Raw genomic sequence first — 23,877 nt, forward strand, 5'->3', positions numbered from 1 at the left:
AAAGAGAAAAGCCACGCTAACATTACATAGCGTGGCTTTTGTTTTGGGTTTAAACTACTTCTGTGTTATTTTACACGAATGATGTTGTAATTCAGGTCGCTGGCAGATACTTCCAGGCTGTCGTCAGCCAGGGTAAGGGTAGTATCATTAGCGATTACGAAATAAACAGGTTCGCTTCCGTCACTCGGGTTCAGTTTAAGAGCCGTTTTCTTTTTATTCTTTACGGTTTTCTCCACTGTCACCGGTTTTCCTTTAGAAGTGAAGGTTTTGTTTTTACCTTTGCCTTCGGCATCCAGATAAGTGACGTCCAGTGTATACGTTGTATCGGCCGCATTCGCCAGTGTGTTCAAGGTTAACACGTAGCGGATACCCGGACCGTCAGCAGCGGGAAGTACACCTTCGTAAACCTGAGTTTCTTCCATAGTGGGTTCCATAACCACTGCCAAACTGTCTGCGGCTGCTTCTTCAGCTTTTGTTCCTTTTGATTGGCAGGATACCAATGCAGCAACAACGGCTGCCAACATAATTACTTTTTTCATTGTTAAGTGCTTTAAATTAATATAAAAAGTGAGTGCTATTCCTACTCTTCTTCTTTCTTTATGACAAGCAGCTTATCGACCCTCCCGCGGTCCATGTCCACTACTTCGAACTGCAGGTTTTTATAAATGAATATATCTCCGGCTTTTGGAATGCGTCCTATCAGGAACATCGCCAGTCCGCCCAATGTGGTAAAGTCTTCCGACTCGATGTCATCATAGGAGAGAATTCCCATCTCTTCCATAAAGTCCCCGATGTTCATCGAAGCTTCTACCAACAAAGAGCCGTCCTGTCTGCGAACGATTTCCTCTTCTTCAGTATCGTCCTCTTCCAGAATGTCTCCAAAGATACTTTCGGTCAGGTCGTGCAGGGTAATAATGCCCTCCGTGCTGCCATACTCGTTAACAACAACTCCGAACTTATTTTTGTTCTTCTTAAATAGCTCTAAAACTTTTTTTGCGTACAAACTTTCCGGTATAAATAGTGCCGGACGGGTGATTTCTTTCAGATCAAACTCCTGTTCGGTGCCTACCATTAAGATAATATCTTTTACAGAAACGACGCCTGCTATCTCTTCTGTATTATCATCGATCAGCAGGTATTTGCTGAAGTGTTTATCTTCGATGGTCTGAAGGACTTTTTCTTTACTGTCTGTCGTATGCAGAACGATCAGGTCGCGACGATGGGTCATCAGTTCGTTGGCACGTTTATCCGAAAACCGGAATACATCGCGCAACATTTCGGTTTCTTCTTTGTCGATGACTCCCTGTTCCGAACTTTGATGCAGAATCATTTTCAATTCTTCTTGGGTCATCAGCCGCTCTTCACTTTTCAGCCCAATCAGCTTATTAAGCAGGCGGGTAGAGATGCTGAGTAACCATACGAAAGGATAAGAAATTTTAGTCAGCAGAATCATGACGGGGCTTAACAGGGTTGCATAGCGTTCCGGATTACTAAGAGCAATGGATTTGGGAACCAGCTCTCCGATGATCAACGACAAATAAGTAATGATGACTACTGTGGTAATCATAGCGAGGTCTTTTGCATAAGGTTCGGCTCCCGGAATCATAGCGAAAAGGGGAACTACATCGTCGGCAATGGCCACTCCACCATAAGCACCCGATATGATACCGATCAGCGTAATACCAATCTGGATGGTAGAAAGAAATTTTTCGGGTTCTTCCAATTGTTTCAGTACTCCCCGTGCAGATTTATTTCCTTTGCTTACCAGGGTTTCAAGGCGTGCTTTACTTGAAGATACTAAGGCGATCTCGTACATGGCAAAAATACCATTCAGTACGAGTAAAAGAATAATGATTAAGAATTCCATATAGATGTGAATAGTTTCATGACCGCAAATTACACTAAAGTACGGACTCATGCAAAATCTATCGAAATTATTAATGAATTTTTTCAAAAAAAGTTGAGGCCGACCCTCCGGATGTGGGGGCCGGCCTTATGTAGGATCAGAAAATGTTGTATCCGGGTTTATTTATTCTTGGTGTATTCGTCAGCTTTTTCTTTAGCTCGGGCTACGCGTTTGGCTGTATCCGGATGTGAAGAGAACATTTTCTGGAATTTGGATTCTTTTGGGGCTTCGGCCGATAATTCCAATAATTTGTTCAATGCATTGTACATTGCGTATGGATCGATATTATGTTTGATGCTAAATTCAAAACCATAGTCGTCCGCCTCTGTCTCCTGTTTCTGAGAGTATTGCGCACCGGCCAATGCTTCCGCCATGGCACCCAGTTCAGAATCTGACAGTTTAGCTACAGTCGAGCTGGCAGCTCCTGCGGCATTTTTTACGGCCGAACGGAGATAAGCATTCTTCATTGCATCTTTTGAGTCTGTATGAATCACGTGTCCGATTTCGTGTCCTACTACAGCCATTACTTCATCGTCTGTCATAATGTCCATCAGACCGGCACAAATGCGTACACTGCCGTCACCACATGCAAAAGCGTTCACATCCACAACCTCGTATACGCCGAAATTTACTTTCAGTCCGTCCACTTCTTTGATGTGTCCGGTCAGTTTCTCCAGTCGTTTGCCATACTCACTGTCAGCAGCTGTCAGCGGATTGTGGGTATCCATCCATTGCATATATTCTTTGCTCATAGCTGCAATGTCGGCATCCGACAGCGTGATTGCTTTAGCTGCGTCACTTCCTGCCTGTACCACTTTGCCTACATTGATTTTTTTACCGCCGATTTTAAATTGTGCCGAGGCAGTCGTGAAGCACATTCCACATAACAGTGCTGCGATAAAAACAATTCTCTTTTTCATTTTAGTAAGTTTTTGTAATTAATAATATAGTTGTCTATGTGTTTAATATTCAAATGTGATTCCTAATGTAGGCATTAAAGTTCCGCTTTTTTGAGAGATGTATTTCATCTTATAGCGTTGTTCGGCTATCGGAGCCGACGGATTTTCGATGACTCCCGTACTCATCAATATGTCCGGCTGGCGGAACTTGCTGTTTGTCACATTTTGCAGGTCAATGTAAAAACCGAGCATACAGCGTTTCAAATAGAATGTTTTGTCAACGCGGACATCCAGTTGCCCAAAGGCCGGCAAGCGTCCCGTATTATATTGGCCGTAATCATAATAGGGCCGTCCTTGGGCATTCCATGCCGTCACCAGAGAGGATTTGTCAATATCGTAAGGTGTGTAGGGGGCTCCGCCGATGCAACTGACCTTCATTCCCAGACTCCAGTTGTGAGGAAAGTTATAGGTTCCACTCATATTGAATATGTATCGGTTGTCCCAGGCGGAAGCTATGTACTCGGATTCTTTGTTGTTGCGGTATTCACTTTTGAATAACGTGAACGAAGTGGACAGATTCAGCTTTTTGGCTATCAGCCATTTCATCAGTATTTCTGCTCCATATGCCCTTCCTTGTGAGGTAGAACTTAATGCTTCATTCCCGATCACTCCGTAATCGTTTCCTTTACAGGCCAGAGGTATCCCGTCGACAATAGAGAATGGTATTTTATCATATTTTTTATAGAAACCTTCAATAGATAACTCGAAGGTATTGCGCGGACGCCAACTCAGCCCTATGCTTTCCTGACTGACTCTCATGTAACGGAGGTATTTGTTGACCAGTTTGCCATTGTTATCCTTGAATCCCAATCCGGTATAAGGAGGCAACTGATAATACAGTCCGGCATTCCCGCTCAAGTAGACTCCATCCGTCAGCCGGTAGGAGAGTGACAGGCGGGGAGACAACTGATCGGACATTCCCTTCATGCCGGAAGAGAAGTTGTTGGCATCAGTCCGTACTCCGAGTGAGGTGGTAAACCGTTCGTCGGGTGTAGCATAACTAATGGTTCCGAATAATCCCCAGCGCCAAAATCCCAAATAGGTATGATAATCGAAGGTCTTGCCTCCATCGATATAAACCCGCTGGAAAGTGGTATTGGTATATTGCGAATAGTCCAGGTTAGCTCCCAAATTTACTTTCCAGTTTCCGAACGTCGAGGCATTTTCTATCCGGAACTTGGTCTCCTGTTCCACCGAGCGTAATTTCAATGACAGGTTTTTTACACTACTTTCGTCGTTGTTCAGATATTTGGTGTTGCGGTTATTCAGATAACTGTGGCTTATAACAACAGATTGTACATGGGCTCCGGCATAATGACGGTATACCGCTCCCAGTGTGAAGGTTTCCTGCTGAATTTTAGGTAAATAGCTGAGGATATATTCGGCTTTTTCTCCGTCGAGTTTCGTGTTCAGTTTCATGTTGTCGATGCCGCCAAGCCCCAGTACAGTCAGTTCGTTAGTCGTATTGAAACGGGTTTTCAATTTGAATTGCGCATCTGTAAATGTAGGCAGAAATGGTAGGCCCAGCATATCGAACAGGAATTGGAGGTAAGACTGCCGTACTGAAACGAGATAGGAAGTCTTTTTACCAAGATGTCCGTTAGATGCTAAAGATACCTCCGAGGCACCCAGTGTCGCCTTGAGTGAATTGCGTTCCATGTCGCCGTCACGCAATTTGAAGTCAAGCACCGAGCTGAGTGAATTGCCTTTGTCGGCAGGAAAGGCTCCGGTATAGAAATTCACTTCACGGACCAAGTCGGCATTGATGATTCCTACGGGACCACCCGATGCCCCTTGTGTACTGAAATGATTAATGTTAGGTATTTCCACTCCGTCCAGATAGAATCGGTTTTCGGATGGAGAACCACCCCGGACAATCAGGTCGTTCCTGTATCCTGCCGGAGAGAAAGCAACCCCCGGATATGACTGTACGATGCGTGAAATATCCCGGTTGGCCCCCGGACTTTTCTCGATTTCCTGCAGGCCGATGATGCGTAGTCCGACAGGACTTTCCAGATCATGCCGGAAAGGGGAGGCGGTGACTGTGACTCCTTCCAGTTCGGTCAGGTTCTCTTCCGTTTCGATTTGGATGGTAAGATCTTTAGTGGAGACAATATATTCGGGGGTAAGTACCGTTTTATATCCTACCGCAGATGCCTGAAGGCGATAAATACCGGGGGGGACTTCCTGGATGTTGAAGTGCCCTTCAGCATCTGTCACCGCTCCACGTCCCAGCCCCAAGATCAGTACATTGATAAATTCCAGTGGTTGACGGCTGGCTTTGTCAATTACAGTCCCCTTGATTTTGTGCGTTGGTTGCGCACCGGCTGCCGTGAGCAAGCCCAAAAGAAACAGGAAGAAAACAGTTTTTTTCATTGGCCTGGTTTCGATATACTTTGTGAATTCTGTGCAAAGTTATATAAAAAAGGTTTTGGCTCTCGTTTTTATCTGCTATTTTTGTGGGGAAGTTTTAAATATAAATTATGAAAACCATAAAGCTGATTACTTGTAATGATGCCGTTCAAGCTCATATCATTCAGGGAGCACTTGCTAACGAAGGCATCGACTCTCTGTTACATAATGAAAATATGTCGACATTGTTGCGAGGTTATGTCCGTGACATCTCCGGAGTAGATGTTTTGGTGGCCGATTGTGATTACGAAGCGGCCGTGCGATTGTTACAGCAGAATCAGATGATTCCTGAAGAACAGAAGTTTTGTCCTTTCTGCGGTTCGGATCAAATCAGGTTTGTTCTTAAAAAGGAGCACCGGATGAAAGCCATCAGCGCTGCCATCGCTTCTATGCTGGCAGGTGTTCCGCCGGGAGATAATCATTGGGAATATATTTGCAGCCACTGTGGAAAAGCTTTTGAGAAACCGGTTGCGGAATTCAATCCTGTTGTTCCCGAAGTGGGGGATTAACAAAGGTAAACGCTAAAAAACATAGATTAAAAATGAAAAGAAGAAACTTTATTTTGGCTTGTCTGCTCTTACTCGCTTTACCTCTTAGCGCTGCAAAAGTGGATACGCTGATGGTGAAGAGCCCCTCTATGAATAAGGAGGTTCAAGTAGTGGTAGTGACTCCTGATGTTGCTTCTGGAAAACAGGCGGTGGAGTGTCCTGTGCTCTATTTGTTGCATGGTTATGGCGGCCATGCCAAGACTTGGATTCAGATAAAACCGAACTTACCGGAAATCGCAGATGAAAAAGGGATTATTTTTGTATGTCCCGACGGGAAAGACAGTTGGTACTGGGATAGCCCCAAGAATCCGGCGTACCGGTATGAAACATTTGTTTCTTCGGAGTTAGTGAGTTATATTGACCGGAATTATAAAACGATTGCCGACCGTAAGGGGCGTGCCATCACCGGACTCAGTATGGGAGGACATGGGGCTATGTGGCTCGGCATCCGTCATAAAGATGTGTTTGGAGCAGCAGGAAGCACCAGTGGAGGTGTCGATATCCGCCCTTTTCCGCAGAATTGGAGTATGAACAAACAGTTGGGTGAAATGGCTTCCAATAAAAAGGTGTGGGATGAACATACGGTAGTCAATCAACTTGATAAAATTCAGAATGGCGATCTCGCTTTGATTATTGATTGTGGTGAAGATGATTTTTTTCTGAATGTAAACAAAGACTTTCATAACCGGTTGTTGGGGCGCAAGATCAATCATGATTTTATTACCCGTCCCGGTGAACATAACGGGAAATACTGGAATAATTCCATTGATTATCAAATCCTCTTCTTCAGTAAGTTCTTTGCCAAGAAGTAGGGAACAGGTGATAAAGAGCATTCTGGGATTATAAGTGCCACTCTTCTCCCACTGTATATGAAGCCTGGGTAGGTTTGGATGGGGCATTACTTCACTACTTCGTGAGGGCAGAGGCAAAGCCGTTCTTCTTATTCAATATTGATATTGATGGTTCTCGTATCTGTTTTCGTTTCATTGTATGCATTACCGTTTATATCGATCACAGTACCCGTAGAGGTAGTCTTTGCTATGATTCCGGTTGGTTTGCCGTCTTTATCCAGTTCATAAGTGTATTTTGTATATTCCTCCTCGTTTCCTTCCGGAGTGTTTCCGATAATCAGATACTTTGACTGGGTGCCCAACAGTCTGGCATAAATAGCGTCGGTGTGGAGGGACAGGGGGTAAATATCACAAACCTGCAGGCAGGGAAGCTGATACAGGTTCTTCGTATTTCCCACCTGATAATTGGTTTGCTGGCCATTGGCTATGATATGGCTTAAATTTCCGTTATCGTATGCCAATTCCACAGAAGAATAAGGTGTACCGTCTATTTCTTCGTCGATCCGGGTAAGATATTCGCTGGAATATGTGAATTTATACTTTCTGATCTGGCTGGACAATTTATAAGTGCATTCGGTGGCATATCCCGTATCTCCTAAAATATAGGTACCCGTATTCCCGTTTTCATCTGTCAACGTCACTTCGTTGCCGGAGTAGGAAAGAGTCACTTCGTGTGTCAGGCTCTGTCCGTAGAACTCCTGTACAGTGGTGTGGGTCGTTAATTTATTGTTATTGAATACGTAAGTATCCGTGCGGTATACATCGCCTCCGTCACTGTGCAAATTTTCCTTCAGGGTCATTTGGTTGAAATCGGGAACCGGGGGAAGATTCTGCTCTTCCTTATCATCGGTACATGCCGAAACAGCCATGACAGAAAATGATAAAAGGAAACAGTATAAAAGTTTATTCATATCAATAATGTTTTATTCGCCTGCAAATGTAGTTAATAACCTCTTTATCTACCACGATTATGGTATAAAAATGCCTTCAATGTGCGATTTCTTCCCCGGTCGGATTCTTCTATCTTTGCAACATATAAAAATTGGACACTGACAATGAACTCTAAATATAGATAGCAAATGGAAACGAAGAAATTACATTTTGAGACTTTACAACTCCATGTTGGACAAGAGACTCCCGATCCGGCAACTGATGCACGTGCCGTACCTATTTATCAGACAACTTCCTATGTATTCCGGGATTCGGCCCACGCTGCCGCACGTTTCGGATTGCAGGACCCGGGGAATATTTATGGACGTCTTACCAATTCCACTCAGGGAGTATTGGAAGAGCGTATAGCGGTTCTCGAGGGTGGAGTAGGCGGTCTTGCCGTTGCTTCCGGAGCCGCAGCCGTGACATATGCTATCGAGAATATCACTCGTTCCGGTGACCATATTGTAGCTGCCAAGACCATTTATGGGGGCACATACAACTTGCTGGCACATACTCTGCCTACTTATGGAGTAACAACCACTTTTGTAGATCCGTCCGACCTTTTTAATTTCGAACGGGCTATTCGTGAAAATACAAAGGCGATATTTATCGAAACTCTGGGAAATCCCAATTCCAATATTATCGATATGGATGCCGTAGCCGCCATTGCCCATAAATATCGGATTCCGCTGATTGTGGATAATACTTTCGGTACGCCTTACCTTATCCGTCCCATTGAGCATGGAGCAGATATTGTAATACATTCTGCCACTAAATTCATTGGTGGACACGGCAGTTCGTTGGGAGGGGTTATTGTCGATTCCGGTAAATTTGATTGGGTCGCTTCCGGTAAATTCCCTCAACTGACCGAACCTGATGCAAGCTATCATGGTGTACGGTTTGTAGATGCTGCCGGGGCAGCTGCCTATATTGTCCGTATACGTGCCGTACTGTTGCGCGATACGGGGGCTGCCATCAGTCCGTTCAATGCTTTTATTCTGTTACAGGGATTAGAGACTTTGTCTTTGCGTGTAGAACGACATGTAGCCAATGCTTTGAAGGTTATTGATTTTCTGGTGAACCATCCGAAGGTAGCAGCTGTTAATCATCCATCGCTGCCCGATCATCCGGATCATACTATCTATCAGCGTTATTTCCCTGATGGAGCAGGTTCTATCTTCACTTTTGAGGTAAAAGGAGGAACGGAGGAAGCGCAGAAATTTATCGATAGTCTGCAGATATTCTCTTTGCTGGCCAATGTGGCCGATGTGAAGTCGCTGGTGATTCATCCGGCCACTACCACACACTCGCAACTGAATGCACAGGAGTTGGCGGAGCAGGGAATTAAGCCCGGAACGGTAAGACTTTCGATAGGTACGGAACATATTGAAGATATTATTGATGACTTGCGTCAGGCATTAGAGAAAATTTAAAAAATGGATATAGCAGCATTATTATCAGGAGGAGTAGACAGTTCGGTTGTGGTACACTTGCTTTGTGAGCAGGGATATAAACCTACACTTTTTTACATAAAAATAGGGATGGACGGAGCGGAATACATGGATTGTTCTGCCGAAGAGGATATCGAGTTATCTACTGCCATAGCCCGGCGTTACGGTTTGGAACTGGAAGTTGTGGACCTGCATCGGGAATATTGGGATAATGTGGCTGCTTATGCCATCGAGAAGATACGGAAGGGACAGACACCGAATCCGGATGTGATGTGCAATAAACTGATCAAGTTTGGATGTTTTGAACAGCAGGTAGGAAAAGATTTCGATCTTACGGCAACCGGGCATTATGCTACGACTTTGCAACTGGGGGAGAAAACTTGGTTGGGTACAGCTAAAGATCCTATAAAAGACCAGACCGATTTTCTGGCTCAGATTGATTATCTGCAAGTTTCAAAGTTACTGTTTCCGATAGGAGGACTGATGAAGCATGAAGTTCGCGAGATAGCTTTGAAGGCCGGGTTGCCCAGTGCCCGCCGGAAAGACAGCCAGGGAATTTGTTTTTTAGGCAAGATAAATTATAACGATTTCGTCCGTCGCTTTCTGGGTGAAAAAGAAGGGGCGGTGATCGAACTCGAAACAGGTAAAAAGATTGGAACCCATCGCGGCTATTGGTTTCATACCATTGGCCAGCGAAAGGGGTTGGGATTGGGGGGAGGCCCTTGGTTCGTTGTGAAAAAGGATATTCAGGATAACATTATTTACGTCTCACATGGGTACGATGCTGATAAACAGTACGGATACGAATTCAGGATGAAAGACTTCAACTTTATCACAAGTAATCCGTGGAAAGATTCGACAGGCGAGGAGGACGTTACGTTTAAGATCCGGCATACACCGGAGTTTATCAAAGGGCGCTTGATACAGGATGCAGACGGTTACCGGATTATCTCTTCCGAGAAATTACAGGGAATTGCTCCGGGACAGTTCGGGGTGATTTATGATGCCGAATCCAGAATTTGTTTCGGGAGTGGTGAAATAGGATGATGCCTCGCCCGAAAATCTTTCTTTCGTTTTTTCAAATATAATATTCCGCCAAGTCAACAATGCCTGCCCGCATGGCATATTTGATGGCCTCGTGCACATTGTTCACTCCCAGTTTACGGAATATATTCTTTCGGTGACTGTTGATGGTATGGAAGCTCAGATTCTTCTCTGCGGCTATCTCTTTGGTCGTTTTTCCCAAAGCTATTTCTTTCAGGATTATTTTTTCTGTCGGTGTAAGCAGACGGTCTTCCTGCGGCACGAAAGTATGCACGGATGAAGCAGTGTTTGTATTTCCGCTTCCCGATAACAGCAGATTGCTTACGTGATTGCAGATAAAGCGTTCTTTGCGTGATGCGCATTGCAGAGCCGACATAATTTCTTCTTTGGAGTTATCTTTCAACACTACTCCGAACGCATGGCTGCTGAACAAGACCTGCCTCAGGAAGCCGATACTCAATTCGTCGGAGAACAAGAGCCAGTCCGACTCTTTGAATCGTTCCTGAAGGATAATCAGTTCATCCGCACCGGAAAAATCGAACAATGTATAATCTAAAATAACCACCGCTTGCGGATGAATGCGTAATAGCTGAACCAACTCTATTTTATTGTCGGCTTCCAGCAACAGGCTTACTTCTTTCTGCTTGCTTAACAAAAACATCATTCCTGCTTTCGTGATGTCCTGGTTATCTGCGATGATATATTCTCTCATAATCTATCCATAAAAAAACTCCGTTGCAAATGTACACTTTTTGTGCGATTTGCAACGGAGTTATGTGAATTAGTTACGAGTAGAGAACCACTCGTTACTTTTATTACCATGAACGGCCTTTAAATACATCCGACTGACTCAGCGGAACGAGGTTACCGCTCAGAGTTAATGTATTGGAGTTGAAGTTCGGGTTAATGGTTACAGTAGCGTTATTTCCACCGTTGGTCAATGTGATAAATACCTGAGCCGAGATACCGATACCCTGTACGCTGAAGTTACAGTTTACGTTTCCTCTTTTATCGGTAGTCACTTTTACGTCCGAAGTAGTTCCATCCACAGTTACACCACCAATTCCGTTAGGGCCGGGGTACGGAGTGTTGAATGCCACCTGCACAGTTGCTCTCTGTCCATTCAGCATCACAAAGTTAGTGTTTGACGACACGAAAGCGGTCTGGCCACGTTTGAAAATCACTTGGTCGGCTTCCAGTACAAACTGTTTGTCTTTGATAGCTTGTACGGCTTGTTGATACGCTACTTGGTCGGCAGCCTGTTCTTCGGCTTTCAGTCTGGCTCTTTCGGCGTCTCTTTGTGCCTTGCGGTCTGCCCGACGCACCTCCCTGTTAGACTCTTGTGCATACATCATGGTCGATGCACTTACTAATACCAATGCTACTAATGCAATAAACTTTTTCATAACTTTTTTTTGTTTAGGTTTAAAACTGTTGTTCGTTTATTCCAAGAACAACTCCCTTTTCAGATTGTTCACTTGCGTCTCACAATTTTATATCCGATAGCGGCAATCGTAATGCTCATTAACGGACTGATAATGTTGAAGAAGCAATAAGGAAGATAAACCAGTGTCGGAACACTTAATATCGTGGCCTGTGTCATTCCGCAGGTATTCCATGGTATCAAGACGGAAGTTACTGTAACAGAATCTTCCGTAGTCCGGCTGAGCAGACAGCTTTCATAACCTTTCTTTTCATATATATCCCGGAACATGTTTCCGGTCAGGATAATGCTGATATATTGGTCGGCTGTGGCGAGGTTCAGGAAGATACCCGAACAGACCGTAGAAGCCACCATGCTAACCGTATTTTTCATGAAGCGGACAAATACGGAAGTGATACTTCCCAACATTCCGCTGGCAGTCATGGCTCCTCCGAAGCACATGGCACAGATGATAAGCCATACCGTATTCATCATGCCCGCCATGCCGCGGGTGGCCACAAGTTCGGTGAGCGCTTCGTTGCTTGTCTGTAAACTGGTTCCTCCATAAAGGGTCATCATCAATCCTTTAAAGATGGACTGAATACCTTCGGAATTCTGAGCACCGGATATTTCTTGCAACAGATCGGGTTGGAAGAATACCGCAAATACTCCTGCCAATGCTGCCGACAAGAACAAGGTGATAATGGAAGGTACCCGACGGGCAATCAGTATGCCTGTTCCTATCGGTACAATCAGCAACCATGGCGTAATGTGGAATTTTCCTGCCAGTGCTGCCGAGAACTCTGCTATATGTTCTGTATTTCCGGCATTGTGTGACAGCCCGGCTACAGTGAAGATTATCAAGGTGATGATTAATGATGGCACAGTGGTTATCAGCATATAGCGGATGTGCTTGAACAGGGGGGTGTCGGTAACCGAGGCGGCTAATATCGTAGTATCCGATAACGGTGAGATTTTATCTCCGAAGTAAGCTCCCGAAATAATAGCTCCGGCGATCCATCCTTCTTCAAAACCTTGTGCTTTCCCGATTCCCATTAGGGCGATCCCGATGGTGGCAATCGTGGTCCAGGAACTTCCGGTCATAACCGATACCAATGCGCAAATAATGCAGGTAGAGGTCAGGAAAAAACTGGGATGAATGATTTGTATACCGTAATAAATCAGTGTCGGAACTACGCCACTGATCATCCACGCACCACTCAGGGCGCCAATAATTAAGAGGATAATCAGTGCGGAAGATACACCGGTAATATTGTTCGTAATAGCCAGTTCAAAGTCTTTCCATCCTATCTTGTAGAATCCCATGCCGATCAGTACACAAACAGCTGTTGTGGTCAGGAGGGACACCTGGCTGCCTCCGCTGAGTGCATCGCTGCCAAATGTGCGTATGGTGGCAAATAGCAGGGCAACCAGTACGATCAAGGGGATCAACGAGACAAGGGGCGAGGGGATTTTTTTCATGATTCTTCTTTTCCTTTTTTATTTTCAAGCATCTATTCCTGTAAATGTTTTCAGTGCGTAACCTATCAGGAAGCTGATACCGGCTACACTGAAACTGAGTACCACCATTTCGGTAAATCTTTTGCGGAAGCTCTCTCCGCGTGCCACGGAATAGTAGTAATTGAACAATGCGATGATCATTAAAGCCATGGCCAACATTACCCCTAAAGCTATCAGTACGTTTTCAATCAGGATGAACGGAGCAACCAGTGCCGCCACCGTGATGATATAGGCGATTCCCGTATAGATAGCTGCTTTCACCGGGTGTTTGTTTTCTCCGCCTTCCGATTTGGTCGAGAGGTATTCGGACGAAGCCATTGATAAAGCTGCCGCTATTCCGGTGATGCTTCCGGTCAGGGCAATCAGCCTGGAGTCGCTTAATGCCAAAGTGAAACCGGCCAGTGCTCCGGTAAACTCTACCAAGGCATCATTTAGGCCGAGTACTACCGATCCCATATATTCAAGCCGCTCTTCGTTGATCAGTCCGATTAGTTTCTGTTCGTGGATTTCCTCTTCTTTGGCCAACTGCTGGAGATCCGGAAAATCGGTATATTTGGCATAATCATGATGTGCGTTCTCTTCGCTCGATTCCATCAGCTTAATTGCAAATGTAATACCCAGGACCCGTGCCAACCAGTAGTATTTGGCTATACGCATCCGGTCGGGTGCTACATCGGTTCCTGTATACTTCTTCAGTGTGGCATAATGTGCCTTTTCTTCTTCTGAAATCAGGCGTAATACTCTGCGGTTCGATTCGTCTTTTTCAATAGAGGCCAGCCGTTCGTATACGATGCTTTCGGTTTTTTCGTTTCTTTGGAAACGGATAAACTCTTCATTCATTTCTTTATTCAGGTTCGTTTTCATAACTCTTAATTTTGCAGGATATCCTGTCTTCTGCACCACCAATAGCGGATAAATAATATCCCTGTGAACATAAGTGCCAGTGAGAGTCCGGTGTAGAAAACCGAGATGAACGTGTCGGGTAACAGATGTAGCGAACGAATGGTAATTCCCATCGCTATCATGAAGCACATGACAATCCAGCCCTTTGCGTCAAAAAAAGAGAAGGGGCAATTTTTTTCCTTTTTCTTTTGTTCGATCCGGCGGGTATGTTTATAGTAGAGCTTTCGGAAGACGAGAATAAAAAACAATAGGAAGACGACCGTAGCTTCGCCTACCTTGAAGTGCCAGTGTCGTGAGTCATTGAGCCAGGTCACAATACCTATACGCAGGAGATTGGCCCCCGCTATTATCCAAACGATACCGGCTGTGATTAATAATACTTGTCTGTTTACTCCGTACTTCATGTCTATATAACAATTATTAGGTGACTTCGGATTATCGTTTTGAGAAAAAAGTAATCAGCAGTGAACCGATGGTCAATGCTATTCCCGTACCAACAACTCCATGCCAACCGAATGCCTGCCAGAATGTTCCTGCCAGAAACGTCCCCGTAGAGGCACCTATGAAGTAAGTGGTCATAAAAATCGTATTAATGCGGTTAGAAGCACTCGGACAGAGTTCGAAGATGCGGGTCTGGTTGCTTAATTGGATACATTGCATACCTATATCGATGATAATGATGCCGGCAACTATACCCCAATAAGAGTTTTCCCCTGCAAACAGCAGGAACCAAGCCAATAAAATCAGTCCGCATCCGATGAAATTGAATCGTCTGACCCCGACTCTCCGTACATACTTTCCTACGAGGGAAGCTGACAAAGCACCGGCAATGCCACACAACCCTAACATACCGATGACATGGCTGTCGGCATAGAATGGGGCACCTCCCATCTTAAATGCCAGACACGACCACATAGCCAGAAATGAACCGAAAGCAAGTGCAGCACGGACAGAGAAAATGCGAAGTTCGGGATATTGCTTCAATAATGAATACAAAGACTTCATTAAGTCGCTATACCTCCCCTGAAAGTTAGGGCGTATGTCCGGCAATACCCGCATGACCACAATGCCACATAACAGCATCATACCTGCGGCGATATAATACATTTCGCGCCAGCCAAACAGTTCTCCTATAAATCCGCTGACCACTCGTGAAGCCAAGATGCCGGTCAGTAATCCCGAAACTACGATCCCTACGTTCCGTCCCTTGTTTTCCGGACGCGAGAACTGAGAGGCTATCGGGATAAATATTTGTGGCATCACCGAACAGATACCTGTGAGAAGCGAAGCACAAAGAATGATATGGATGTTGGGAGCCATTGCGATGACGAGCAACGAGAGAATCAATACGGAGAAACTGGTAAGAATGATACGTTTCCGCTGGTATAAGTCACCTAAAGGAACGATAAACAATAATCCGAGCGCATAACCGATCTGTGTCACCATGGCGATCAGATTGGTTTTAAACTCCGAAACGCCCAGTTCATGGCGAATCATGTTCAGTAAGGGCTGGTTATAGTAAAGGTTGGCTACCGATATGCCTGCAACAATGGCGAGTGTCCAGAGTATCGAAGCTGGTAATCCACCATTTTCTTTCAAAATCTGTTTCATGGCGCAAAGTTACCATTTTGGGGGCTATTCCACAAAGAACGTTGTTGAAATTGTATTTCCTTCGTCGTCTACTGCTGTCAGCGAGTGCTTTCCCGGAGCAGGGCGTAGAGAGAATTTATGGAAGTCTTGTGTCTGCATCAGGTAGGTTTCGTCCAGATGCCAGTAGACAGTTGTGTTGGGATGGCTGTGGACCAATTCGACGGTCAGCTGTCCTTGGTTACCATCCATCTGTTTAGGCAGATGGATCCGCGCTCCCATCGGAGGATAGATAAACTGCATCGGCTGGAAACGGTCTTCTCCGCATCCGGGTTTGAAGGGGGGGAGCGGATGATACTCAGGATGATGCTGTTTATAATACCACTCCCATACGGGTGGAAGGGTAAACCAGTTTTGGCGGGCAACCGGTTCACTGTCAGCACAGTTTTCATAGATACGGAACCGTTCATCTGCTGATAGGGTGACCGGGTGGTGATAGGGGCAGGCTTCCGTTCTGAGGCCTTCCGGAAGAATAAACAGGGTATCTGTTTCTTCACAAAACCGTCCTTTCAAATGTCCGGATTGCCGACAGATCTCTGCTTCAACCAGTTTACCTTGTGGCCGCTCGAACCAAGGAGAGGAGGGGAGCAGATTGAATACATCGAACAGGACAGGCCCCGCTGTACGGGCTCCTACCAGTCCGGGCTTGCCTTCACCCGTAGCATTTCCGACCCATACACCTACGGCATATTTTGGAGTTACCCCCACTGCCCAAGCATCCCGGAAACCATAACTGGTACCCGTTTTCCAGGCAATGGTTTGCATGGAAGGAATGGTACGCCAGTCTATCTCTTCGGGGCGGTTTACTTCTTTGATGGCGTCAAATGTCTGCCAGACTGCTCCGGGTTGGAATGGCGGATGTTGAATGATGGCCGGGGATCGGTGGGCGGAGAGGGAGTCCGATAATAATAAGGTACAAGGGGTCTGTACCAGTCCGTTGAGGCTGCGTCCCATATTGGCATAGGCCGAAGTGACATCCCAAAGGGTAGCTTCCGCTCCTCCCAGAATCAAAGAAAGTCCGTAGTGTCCTGAGGGACGGTTTAAGGTGGTCAGCCCTATCTGCTTCAGAAAATTGTGGAACTTGGGTACTCCATACCGTTGTAACATTGTGACCGAAGGAATGTTGAGCGAACGTGCGATGGCTTCCGAAGCCGGTACGGCACCTTCGAATTGCTGGTTGAAGTTTTGTGGAGTAAAGCCATTAATGTTGACCGGAACGTCCGGTAACAGAGTATTGGGAAGAATCTCTCCTTCCTGTAGCATTGCATAATAAAGAAAGGGCTTGAGAATGCTTCCTGTGCTGCGTGGTGACCGGATTACATCTACCTGGTTACCGCTCTTTTTCTTGTCGAAGTGTACATTGCCGCAATAAGCAATGGCCTGATTGGTACGAATGTCAATTACGAGGATGGCCATATTTCGGATATCACTTCGCTTGAATTCGCTGTTCCACCGTTCTACCAGACTTTCTATCTGAGTTTGTATACCCTTGTCGATGGTCGATACGGAATATTCTCCATTTCGGGTCTGATAGAAATGGTCTGTCAGATGGGGGGCTATCTGTGGAAGAGGCAAAGGTTCCTGGGGAAGTGGCTCACTGATAGCCAGTTCATAAGTGGAAGTATCGAGAATACCTTTTTGGTGCAGGTGTGTCAGCAGTCGGTTTCGTTTGTCAAGTAATGCTTGCCGGCTTTTCGAAAGGTGGATCATGGCGGGAGAGTTGGGAAGTACGGCAAGCATAGCCGATTCCGCCCAGGACAGTTCTTCTGCCGAGTGTCCGAAATAGCGCCATGCAGCAGCATCCAGTCCCACTACATTACCTCCGAAGGGGGCATGCGAAACATAAAGTGACAATATCTTCTTCTTGGAATAACGGAACTCCAGCCGGGTGGCTCCTATCATCTCGATCAGTTTTTCCTTGAATGTACGCGGCTTGTTCCGTGCCAGCCGAATCGTTTGCATCGTAAGAGTGCTTCCCCCGCTGACGATTCGCTTGTGTCTGAGATTTTGCAGGGCGGCTCTGCCTATTGCCAAGGGGTTGACTCCCCAATGGCGGTAGAATTGACGGTCTTCAAATTCAACCAGACAGGTAGCTACTTTTTCCGGTGTGTTGTCGCGCGGAGGGAAACGCCATTGTCCATCCGTGGCGATACGGGCACCGAGAAGTTCCCCATTACGGTCGACCAAGACAGTAGAATAGGGAGAGGTGAATAATTGCCGGGGAAGACAAAATAAGTATAGGAGAAGTAGGAGGAAGAGAGAAATCTTCCACCAACTTTTGAAATATTTCTTCCACCCCCTCCCTTGTGGGGAGGGGGGAAGATTGTTTGGTTTAAGAATACGGTTCATCAGGTTTTATTTGATAGTTTTACCTGATGACTTGCGTCCTTCCGGCCTGTGTCCTTGCCTGTGCATTAGCATCATACATCGCTTCACACTGGATAGCCGGCATAACAAAATCACCGGCATAGGTCGCCTGTAAGCGGACGGTAAATGTTTTGGCTTGTCCCTGCTGTAAGTTAAAGTAGGTCAGTATCCGGTCATCGCGAATATCCTGATAGCTATAAGGAGCAGAGGTTGTAATCTGTCCTGCCATTCGTTCATTAAAGATCTCCCAGCCGGCAGGAATGATATGTGTCAGTGCCAGATTCGTATAATCCGTCGTACCACTGATGTTGGCTACAGTTACCACTGCCATAAAGTCCGTACCCTGATTCAGAGAACGTGTATCTATCGGCGAGCCGTTATTGTCTAAATACCTTACGTTCAGGCGTAGATTATTGGCCATCGGCGGCAATGTGTCGTTCAGTAATTGGGTACGTGTGATCAGATCTGCGTTTAGAGACCCTTTCCCGTTATTTTTCAGGATTACTTTTCCTTCATGTGGTGAAGTGGGGAGTGATGCCTCGTATATGGCTTTGGCTGATTTTACAGCCGGTTGCTGTTTGCCATTCAACGTCCAGTTAAAGTCCAGCGTACCGGACAGTTTTTCTGCCAAACGTCCCATTGCCATCAATGAAAAGGCAGTAGACTGTGTGCTGAACCATGTCTCTTGTGCCAGGTTGTGTGAAACGATTTTGGCTTGTTCCATGGCCTCACGCTGGCGGTTCATCAGCAGTAAGGTTTCAAGTATCATTGCTTCGTCACGATCGGATGAACCGTATACATAGTTATTCGATGAATAAGGTTCTACGGTTGTCTTAGCACTGAATACCAGTTCACCGGCTGCTTTCTCTTTGCCGTTGAGTGCATAGGCGGCTGCCAAACGCCATTTGGCTTGTTGCGAGAGTGCCGGCAATTCTTTCATCCGGTTCATGGCTCCATGTTCAGGTGATCCCGCCATAGCCAGTGTGTAAAGGCGGAAAGCCTGCTGGAGGTCTGCCTGCCAATACCACCAGTTCTGCTCTTGTGTGACGGGTTGCCAATTCTGGGATGCTGCCTTTTGGAAGCGTTTCCATTTGTTCAATACATTACTGTTCACTGCATAACCCTTTTCTTGTGCTAATACCAGGAACATACCTGCATAAGAGGTGATCCATTCGTTTGCCGAGGCATCTCCCGGCCAATAGACGAAACCTCCGTTGGGAAGTTGACGCCCGTATAGTTGACGGATAGCTTCCTGTACATTGGTTTTTATCTTTTCCGATTCCTCGTTGTCTACTGTTTTGAACTGGCTGACGAACAGCAGCGGAAGGGCTTTTGAAGTCAGTTGCTCTGTACAGTTGTGCTGATAATTGTATAGGAAATCGAAACGGCGGCTTATGTCGACAGACGGGATGCGTGAGACCTCCAACTGTATACTGTTTCCTTCCGAATCGTTACTTAACTGGTAATGGAGCTCTTCACTCTTTCCGGCTTCCACCCATTTACTCTCACGCAAAGTGACTACCGGATTCGGATTACGTACCTCTATCTCGATTGTTTCTTTGGTACTTTGTCCGTTACCGTTAGCAGCCAGATGGATGGTAGCTTTCCCGGTTTTCGTACCTGTCTTTAATTTAAAGAAGATAAGCCGGTCACCGGTTTGGTTGAAAGTAAGCGTCTGTTGCTTGCTGCCGTTCACTTGTACTCCGGCACCGGAAGCCTGTATGGATACGTTTACATTCTTCACACTGTTTTCCAATGCGAATACGTTAACAGGAACTTCAATCTCTTCGCCGATACTCAGTACACGTGGCAGTGTCGAAAGAATCATTAACGGAGTGCGTACAGGAGCAGTTTTTTCTACATTTCCGTATGCTCCGTCCTGACCGGCCACTACCATGGCACGTACGGAACCTACATACATTGGTAAAGTGATCTGGTGAGTGCGGCTTTTTCCTTTGGCAATACTGAAAGGACCGATGAATTTCACTACCGGCTTGAAGCGGTTTGCTTTCTGGTCCGATGGCTTCAGGGTTTCATCACCGCCTGTGCTGAACATCGATCCATAGCTTCCCGCTGTGGCTCCCAGTACATCGTCATACATATCCCAAGTACGGATTCCCAGTGCCTCACGGGCATAGAAACTGTTCCAGGGATCCGGTGTCTTGAAGTTGGTTAAATCAAGCAGCCCGTCATCTACAATAGCGAGCGTATAAGTCATCGGTTTACCGTGCCTTTCGCTTACGGTCAGGTTGAATGCCTGTTCGGGACGAAGCACTTCCGGCATCTTGATTTGCGGCTCAAGAACCGTTTGCTTATCAGTTACGAATACCGGCATTATACCGTACATGCGGATAGGGAGGTCGTTTACCGTTTGCGCATGGGGTTGCAGCAGGCTGATATGAAGATAAACATTCGGAGCCATTTCGGGAGTCACCTTAAACTGATATTTGGTGTCCTCCTTCCCCGATACTTCAATCCACTCCCGTTGAATTACGGATGAACCGTTTTCAAGTGTTACCAGTGCTCTTCCTCCTGCGGAAGCCGGCAATATGGCTGTTACGGTTTCTCCCGGTTCGTAGGAGTCCTTGTCGATGGAGAAAGATAACATCTTGATACCACTCGGGTCACTCTTATTGGAACGTCCCCGCCAGTCAGGCCAGTCCACATAGATGGTACCTCCCGTAGCATGTCCGCTTTCGCGGTCTTTCACGTAAACCAGATACCGTCCCCAATCCGGATAATTCACTCTGAAGCTGAATTGTCCCTTTCCGCCTACTGTGTTGAGCCGTCCTGTAGCTACGGGGCTGATGGAGCTGCTGTTGATGTATGTTTCGAATGATTCGTTATCGTTTTCCCACCACCAACTCCAACTGATGCGGTATATTTTGTATTCCAGCCCGGAACGGTTCACCGGTTTTCCGTCGGGACTGACTGTAATGACATCAAACACATGATCTTTATCTGTTTCGATATATCTGCCCTGCGGTTGGTTCAGGTTGATACCTACGTATGACGGGAAAGGAGAGTAGGGGACAGACTGAGTTTGGATACTGGCATCTCCACCCGGCTCGAATACCTGAGTCGTGATGTTGGCTTGAAGCATGCCCGGGGCATTTTCCGAGGTAGGAAGTTTCAGCATGAATCCGGCATTGCCACTTTCGTCCAGTGTACCACTGAATACATCGGTTCTTACCGAGGTGAATTCCGTAACCGGATTATTGAAAATGTAAGTTCCATAATTCTTGAATTGGGTGTTGACTTTCGATAAAGACATTTCTACCTTTGCCTTCAGGCGTGATGCAGTGGCTCCTGTCAGCCATGCTGACGAAAGGTGTGCCTGTACTTCTTTATCTGAAGCTTTCAGGATTTCTCCCGGCAATTTCAGGTTTATTTTCAGGCGGTTCGGCTTGATGGTTTCTACCCGAAGCGCTTTGTGAAAGGCAGTACCTCCCACCTTTATGTACGCATTCCATAGTCCGGTTGGGTCTTCTGCCTGCGTCGGTATCTTGAATGTATAGAATCCATTCAGTCCGTTGGTTGAAATAAGTTTGCTATAAAATTGCCCCCTTGGATTATAGAGCTCCAATGCTACAGGATGTTTGTCCGGGATACGTTTGGCACGATCTTCCAGAATAAACGAGATATGCAGAGTGTCTCCCGGACGCCATACTCCTCTTTCACCGTACACAAATCCTTTCAAGCCTTTTTGGATGTCCTTGCCGCCCACATCAAAGCGGCTGGTGGACTGTTCTTCTCCGTCTGCTACTTTTACGTAGGCTTTTTGCTTGTCTGATTCCGCTACTACGATGAAAGGCACCCCTTTCGTTTCAATTGTGGCGAAACCTTCCGAATCCGTCACTGCTTTACCTACAGGCTGTAACTGGAAATTGTAAACAGTGACTTGGGCTTTTTCCACCGGTTTGGTATCCAGGATGTTGTTTACTGCTATCCAAAGTTTATTCATTGAATTGCGTTTCACAATCATGCCGATGTTGGAAGCCAGCACATTACAAGTGGCTATCCGGTCAGATGTCATGTAATAAGACGGGTGACAAGGGTTGTCCCGTTCATCCCATCGGTACTGACTCCAGTCGGCATTTTCATTTCCGCTGAAATAATAATATGTTTCGGGTTTGTCCCAGACTGCTTCATCTTCTTCCGGAAGAGTGCCGGATGTGACTTTGGTCAAAGATTCGGTTTCCTCGGAAAATTGCATTCTCGGGCTTTCACCACCACAAGGGTAGGCCGAATACTCCTGTTTGAACGAAAGGATGACACGATAAATAGCACCCGGTTCCTGATGGATCAGACCTGCCAGGTCAATAGAATAGTTTTCCCATTTATGAAGGTCTTTTGATGAATCTTTGCCTAAAAACAATGTTTTTTTGTAAACCAGTCTTCCGGATCTTCTTAATTCATTGGCCGAAGAAAGCGAATTGTTTTGCATAAACATCAGTACATTGTTTTCAAAGATGCGGATAACCCGCAAATCTACTGCATACAGGTTGACGGCCCGGAACGGAATGACAAGGTTTTTTGAGTCGGGAATGATGGCACCTGCAGAGGCTATTTCTACCTGAGGTTTCAGACTCAGTTCGCCAAAAGAGATAGAGTGTGAGTTTCCCAGTGCTTTTCCTTGGCCGTTTTTTATGCCTTCGTGTATTTTCAGTGTAAGCTTGCTGAGCTGACTGGCTTCAAAATAAACATTCACACGGTTATCCGTTACCTGAAAGATATACGAAGAAATCTCCGGTATTTCGATCAGTCCTTTTAAATCCTGAGCATCCGAAACCGGGTCTGAGAAGACGATTTGTATTCCGTTTTCCGGTTGGTCGATGCGTTCGGCAGAAAGGAAGCGGAAACTGTCTTTGGCAGGAATAGTGATTGTTTCACTTTGCTTCCGGTCAATTCCGGCGGACTTTCCGTCTGCTGTGATTTCAAGTTCGTAGTCTTGTTTATTTCTTTGGATATTGCCGATGACGAAGCTATAGGCTGACGGATTGGAGGTGGACTCTACGGTGACTGTCGGAGAAGACAGCCCGCCACTGGCAGAAAGCATTTTTTCTACCTGCTCCTTAGTCGTTTTATCGCTGAAACGGATCTCTCCTTTCACAGTTACTTTATCGGGTGAAGAGGCGGTTATTTCAAGCGGAGCTGTATGTAATGTGAAATTGCTTTCCTGTACCCGGAAGGAGAAGTCGAATGATTTCAATTTGCTATCCACTTCAACGAAATTTCCCAGCTGGAATGTTCCTTGATACAGTTCTCCCGGTTTCAGTTGTCCCTCTTCCGGAAGAAACTCGACAGTATTATTACTGACCCAATAGGCCTTCCCTTTTATCGAAGGAGTGAAGCGGAACGGATTATCCTTTAGTTCATTGTTTAAGTCCACCATCGGCTGGTCCTGCGTCAACTCAATCCGTATGGGAGAAGATTGAGAAATGACACCGCCCGTATAGGCATTGACGTAAGGAGCGTATTCCGAAGACGGAATAATTTCTTTAGCGCTGCGTGTGCAAGCGAATAATCCTGCGATGATGATCATAAACACACAGGAGAATAGAATTAAAAGATTCTTTTTCCCTTTCATAATGAATCATGTTTAGTTAGTTATTATTTTATCATCCGTTCGTTTTTATCTCTACTTTCAAGATTTGGATTTACAAAGATACAATTTATCCGATAGAAAGTGTCGCGAGGCTCTGTTTTTTGGTTTGCCCGGCAGACGTGTAGCTTACGTCATCTATAGTGAGGGCATGTGGCGCTTCGGATGTAGTCATCATTTACACACCGAGGTAAATGCTTTTACATACCGGGGTAAATGCCTTTACACGCCGGGGTAAATGCTTTTACATGCCGGAGTAAATGCTTTTACATGTGCCGGTAAGGGCTTGGTAAATGTAATCAGTTGA

17 protein-coding genes are annotated in these 23,877 nt (G+C 45.9%); 4 read left to right on the forward strand and 13 right to left on the reverse strand.

What is annotated here, in order from left to right:
* Positions 1-65: 65 nt before the first annotated feature.
* From DBK98_RS10715 to DBK98_RS10730, 4 genes are all read right to left on the reverse strand, one after another.
* Positions 66-539, reverse strand: coding sequence for a copper resistance protein NlpE N-terminal domain-containing protein (locus tag DBK98_RS10715; RefSeq protein ID WP_005809642.1), 474 nt, complete (start codon positions 537-539; stop codon positions 66-68).
* A 41-nt stretch (positions 540-580) separates the two neighbouring features.
* Entirely contained in the window at positions 581-1,867 is a 1,287-nt protein-coding gene (locus DBK98_RS10720; RefSeq protein WP_005776058.1) for a hemolysin family protein, read from the reverse strand.
* A 158-nt stretch (positions 1,868-2,025) separates the two neighbouring features.
* The gene (locus tag DBK98_RS10725) at positions 2,026-2,826 is read right to left on the reverse strand and encodes a M48 family metallopeptidase (RefSeq protein WP_005776059.1); all 801 of its coding nucleotides are present in this window, start codon (positions 2,824-2,826) and stop codon (positions 2,026-2,028) included.
* Positions 2,827-2,868: 42 nt separating this feature from the next.
* On the reverse strand, positions 2,869-5,241 hold the full coding sequence (locus tag DBK98_RS10730; protein WP_005809637.1) for a TonB-dependent receptor: 2,373 nt from the start codon (positions 5,239-5,241) through the stop codon (positions 2,869-2,871).
* A gap of 107 nt (positions 5,242-5,348) precedes the next feature.
* Between DBK98_RS10730 and DBK98_RS10735 the strand changes: the two genes are divergently transcribed.
* Complete coding sequence (locus tag DBK98_RS10735) at positions 5,349-5,786, forward strand: putative signal transducing protein (protein ID WP_005809635.1); 438 nt, start codon at positions 5,349-5,351, stop codon at positions 5,784-5,786.
* Positions 5,787-5,818: 32 nt separating this feature from the next.
* The gene (locus tag DBK98_RS10740) at positions 5,819-6,637 is read left to right on the forward strand and encodes an alpha/beta hydrolase family protein (RefSeq protein ID WP_005809632.1); all 819 of its coding nucleotides are present in this window, start codon (positions 5,819-5,821) and stop codon (positions 6,635-6,637) included.
* A gap of 128 nt (positions 6,638-6,765) precedes the next feature.
* Here the strand turns inward: DBK98_RS10740 and DBK98_RS10745 are convergent, their stop codons facing one another.
* Positions 6,766-7,587, reverse strand: coding sequence for a DUF4595 domain-containing protein (locus DBK98_RS10745; protein WP_005809630.1), 822 nt, complete (start codon positions 7,585-7,587; stop codon positions 6,766-6,768).
* A gap of 168 nt (positions 7,588-7,755) precedes the next feature.
* On the opposite strand from DBK98_RS10745, the gene DBK98_RS10750 reads away from it, so the two are divergent.
* Positions 7,756-9,042 (forward strand): O-acetylhomoserine aminocarboxypropyltransferase/cysteine synthase family protein, encoded by a 1,287-nt coding sequence (locus DBK98_RS10750; protein WP_005809628.1) that lies wholly within the window; start codon positions 7,756-7,758, stop codon positions 9,040-9,042.
* A 3-nt stretch (positions 9,043-9,045) separates the two neighbouring features.
* Positions 9,046-10,107, forward strand: a complete 1,062-nt coding sequence (gene mnmA, locus DBK98_RS10755; RefSeq protein WP_005776066.1) for a tRNA 2-thiouridine(34) synthase MnmA — start codon at positions 9,046-9,048, stop codon at positions 10,105-10,107.
* 31 nt (positions 10,108-10,138) lie between these two features.
* Here the strand turns inward: mnmA and DBK98_RS10760 are convergent, their stop codons facing one another.
* The 8 genes from DBK98_RS10760 to DBK98_RS10795 form a co-directional block, all read right to left on the reverse strand.
* Positions 10,139-10,816, reverse strand: coding sequence for a response regulator transcription factor (locus DBK98_RS10760; protein ID WP_005809625.1), 678 nt, complete (start codon positions 10,814-10,816; stop codon positions 10,139-10,141).
* A 103-nt stretch (positions 10,817-10,919) separates the two neighbouring features.
* On the reverse strand, positions 10,920-11,510 hold the full coding sequence (locus tag DBK98_RS10765) for a DUF4251 domain-containing protein (protein WP_005776068.1): 591 nt from the start codon (positions 11,508-11,510) through the stop codon (positions 10,920-10,922).
* A 68-nt stretch (positions 11,511-11,578) separates the two neighbouring features.
* Positions 11,579-13,009 (reverse strand): Na+/H+ antiporter NhaC family protein, encoded by a 1,431-nt coding sequence (locus DBK98_RS10770; protein WP_005776069.1) that lies wholly within the window; start codon positions 13,007-13,009, stop codon positions 11,579-11,581.
* A 24-nt stretch (positions 13,010-13,033) separates the two neighbouring features.
* Positions 13,034-13,966: a VIT1/CCC1 transporter family protein gene (locus tag DBK98_RS10775; protein WP_234072732.1), complete on the reverse strand. Its 933-nt coding sequence runs from the start codon at positions 13,964-13,966 to the stop codon at positions 13,034-13,036.
* Positions 13,918-14,355, reverse strand: a complete 438-nt coding sequence (locus DBK98_RS10780; RefSeq protein WP_005818972.1) for a hypothetical protein — start codon at positions 14,353-14,355, stop codon at positions 13,918-13,920. The genes DBK98_RS10775 and DBK98_RS10780 overlap by 49 nt, the downstream gene beginning before the upstream one ends.
* 31 nt (positions 14,356-14,386) lie before the next feature.
* A complete protein-coding gene (locus DBK98_RS10785) occupies positions 14,387-15,562 on the reverse strand; it encodes an MFS transporter (protein WP_005809619.1) in 1,176 nt (391 codons plus the stop codon).
* Between the two features lie 24 nt (positions 15,563-15,586).
* Positions 15,587-17,947 (reverse strand): penicillin-binding protein 1C, encoded by a 2,361-nt coding sequence (gene pbpC / locus DBK98_RS10790; RefSeq protein ID WP_005809617.1) that lies wholly within the window; start codon positions 17,945-17,947, stop codon positions 15,587-15,589.
* Positions 17,948-17,966: 19 nt separating this feature from the next.
* On the reverse strand, positions 17,967-23,555 hold the full coding sequence (locus DBK98_RS10795) for an alpha-2-macroglobulin (protein WP_005809615.1): 5,589 nt from the start codon (positions 23,553-23,555) through the stop codon (positions 17,967-17,969).
* Positions 23,556-23,877: the final 322 nt, after the last annotated feature.

Origin of the sequence: Bacteroides sp. PHL 2737 (genome assembly GCF_004115325.2) — a bacterium.
GTDB lineage: Bacteria > Bacteroidota > Bacteroidia > Bacteroidales > Bacteroidaceae > Bacteroides > Bacteroides hominis.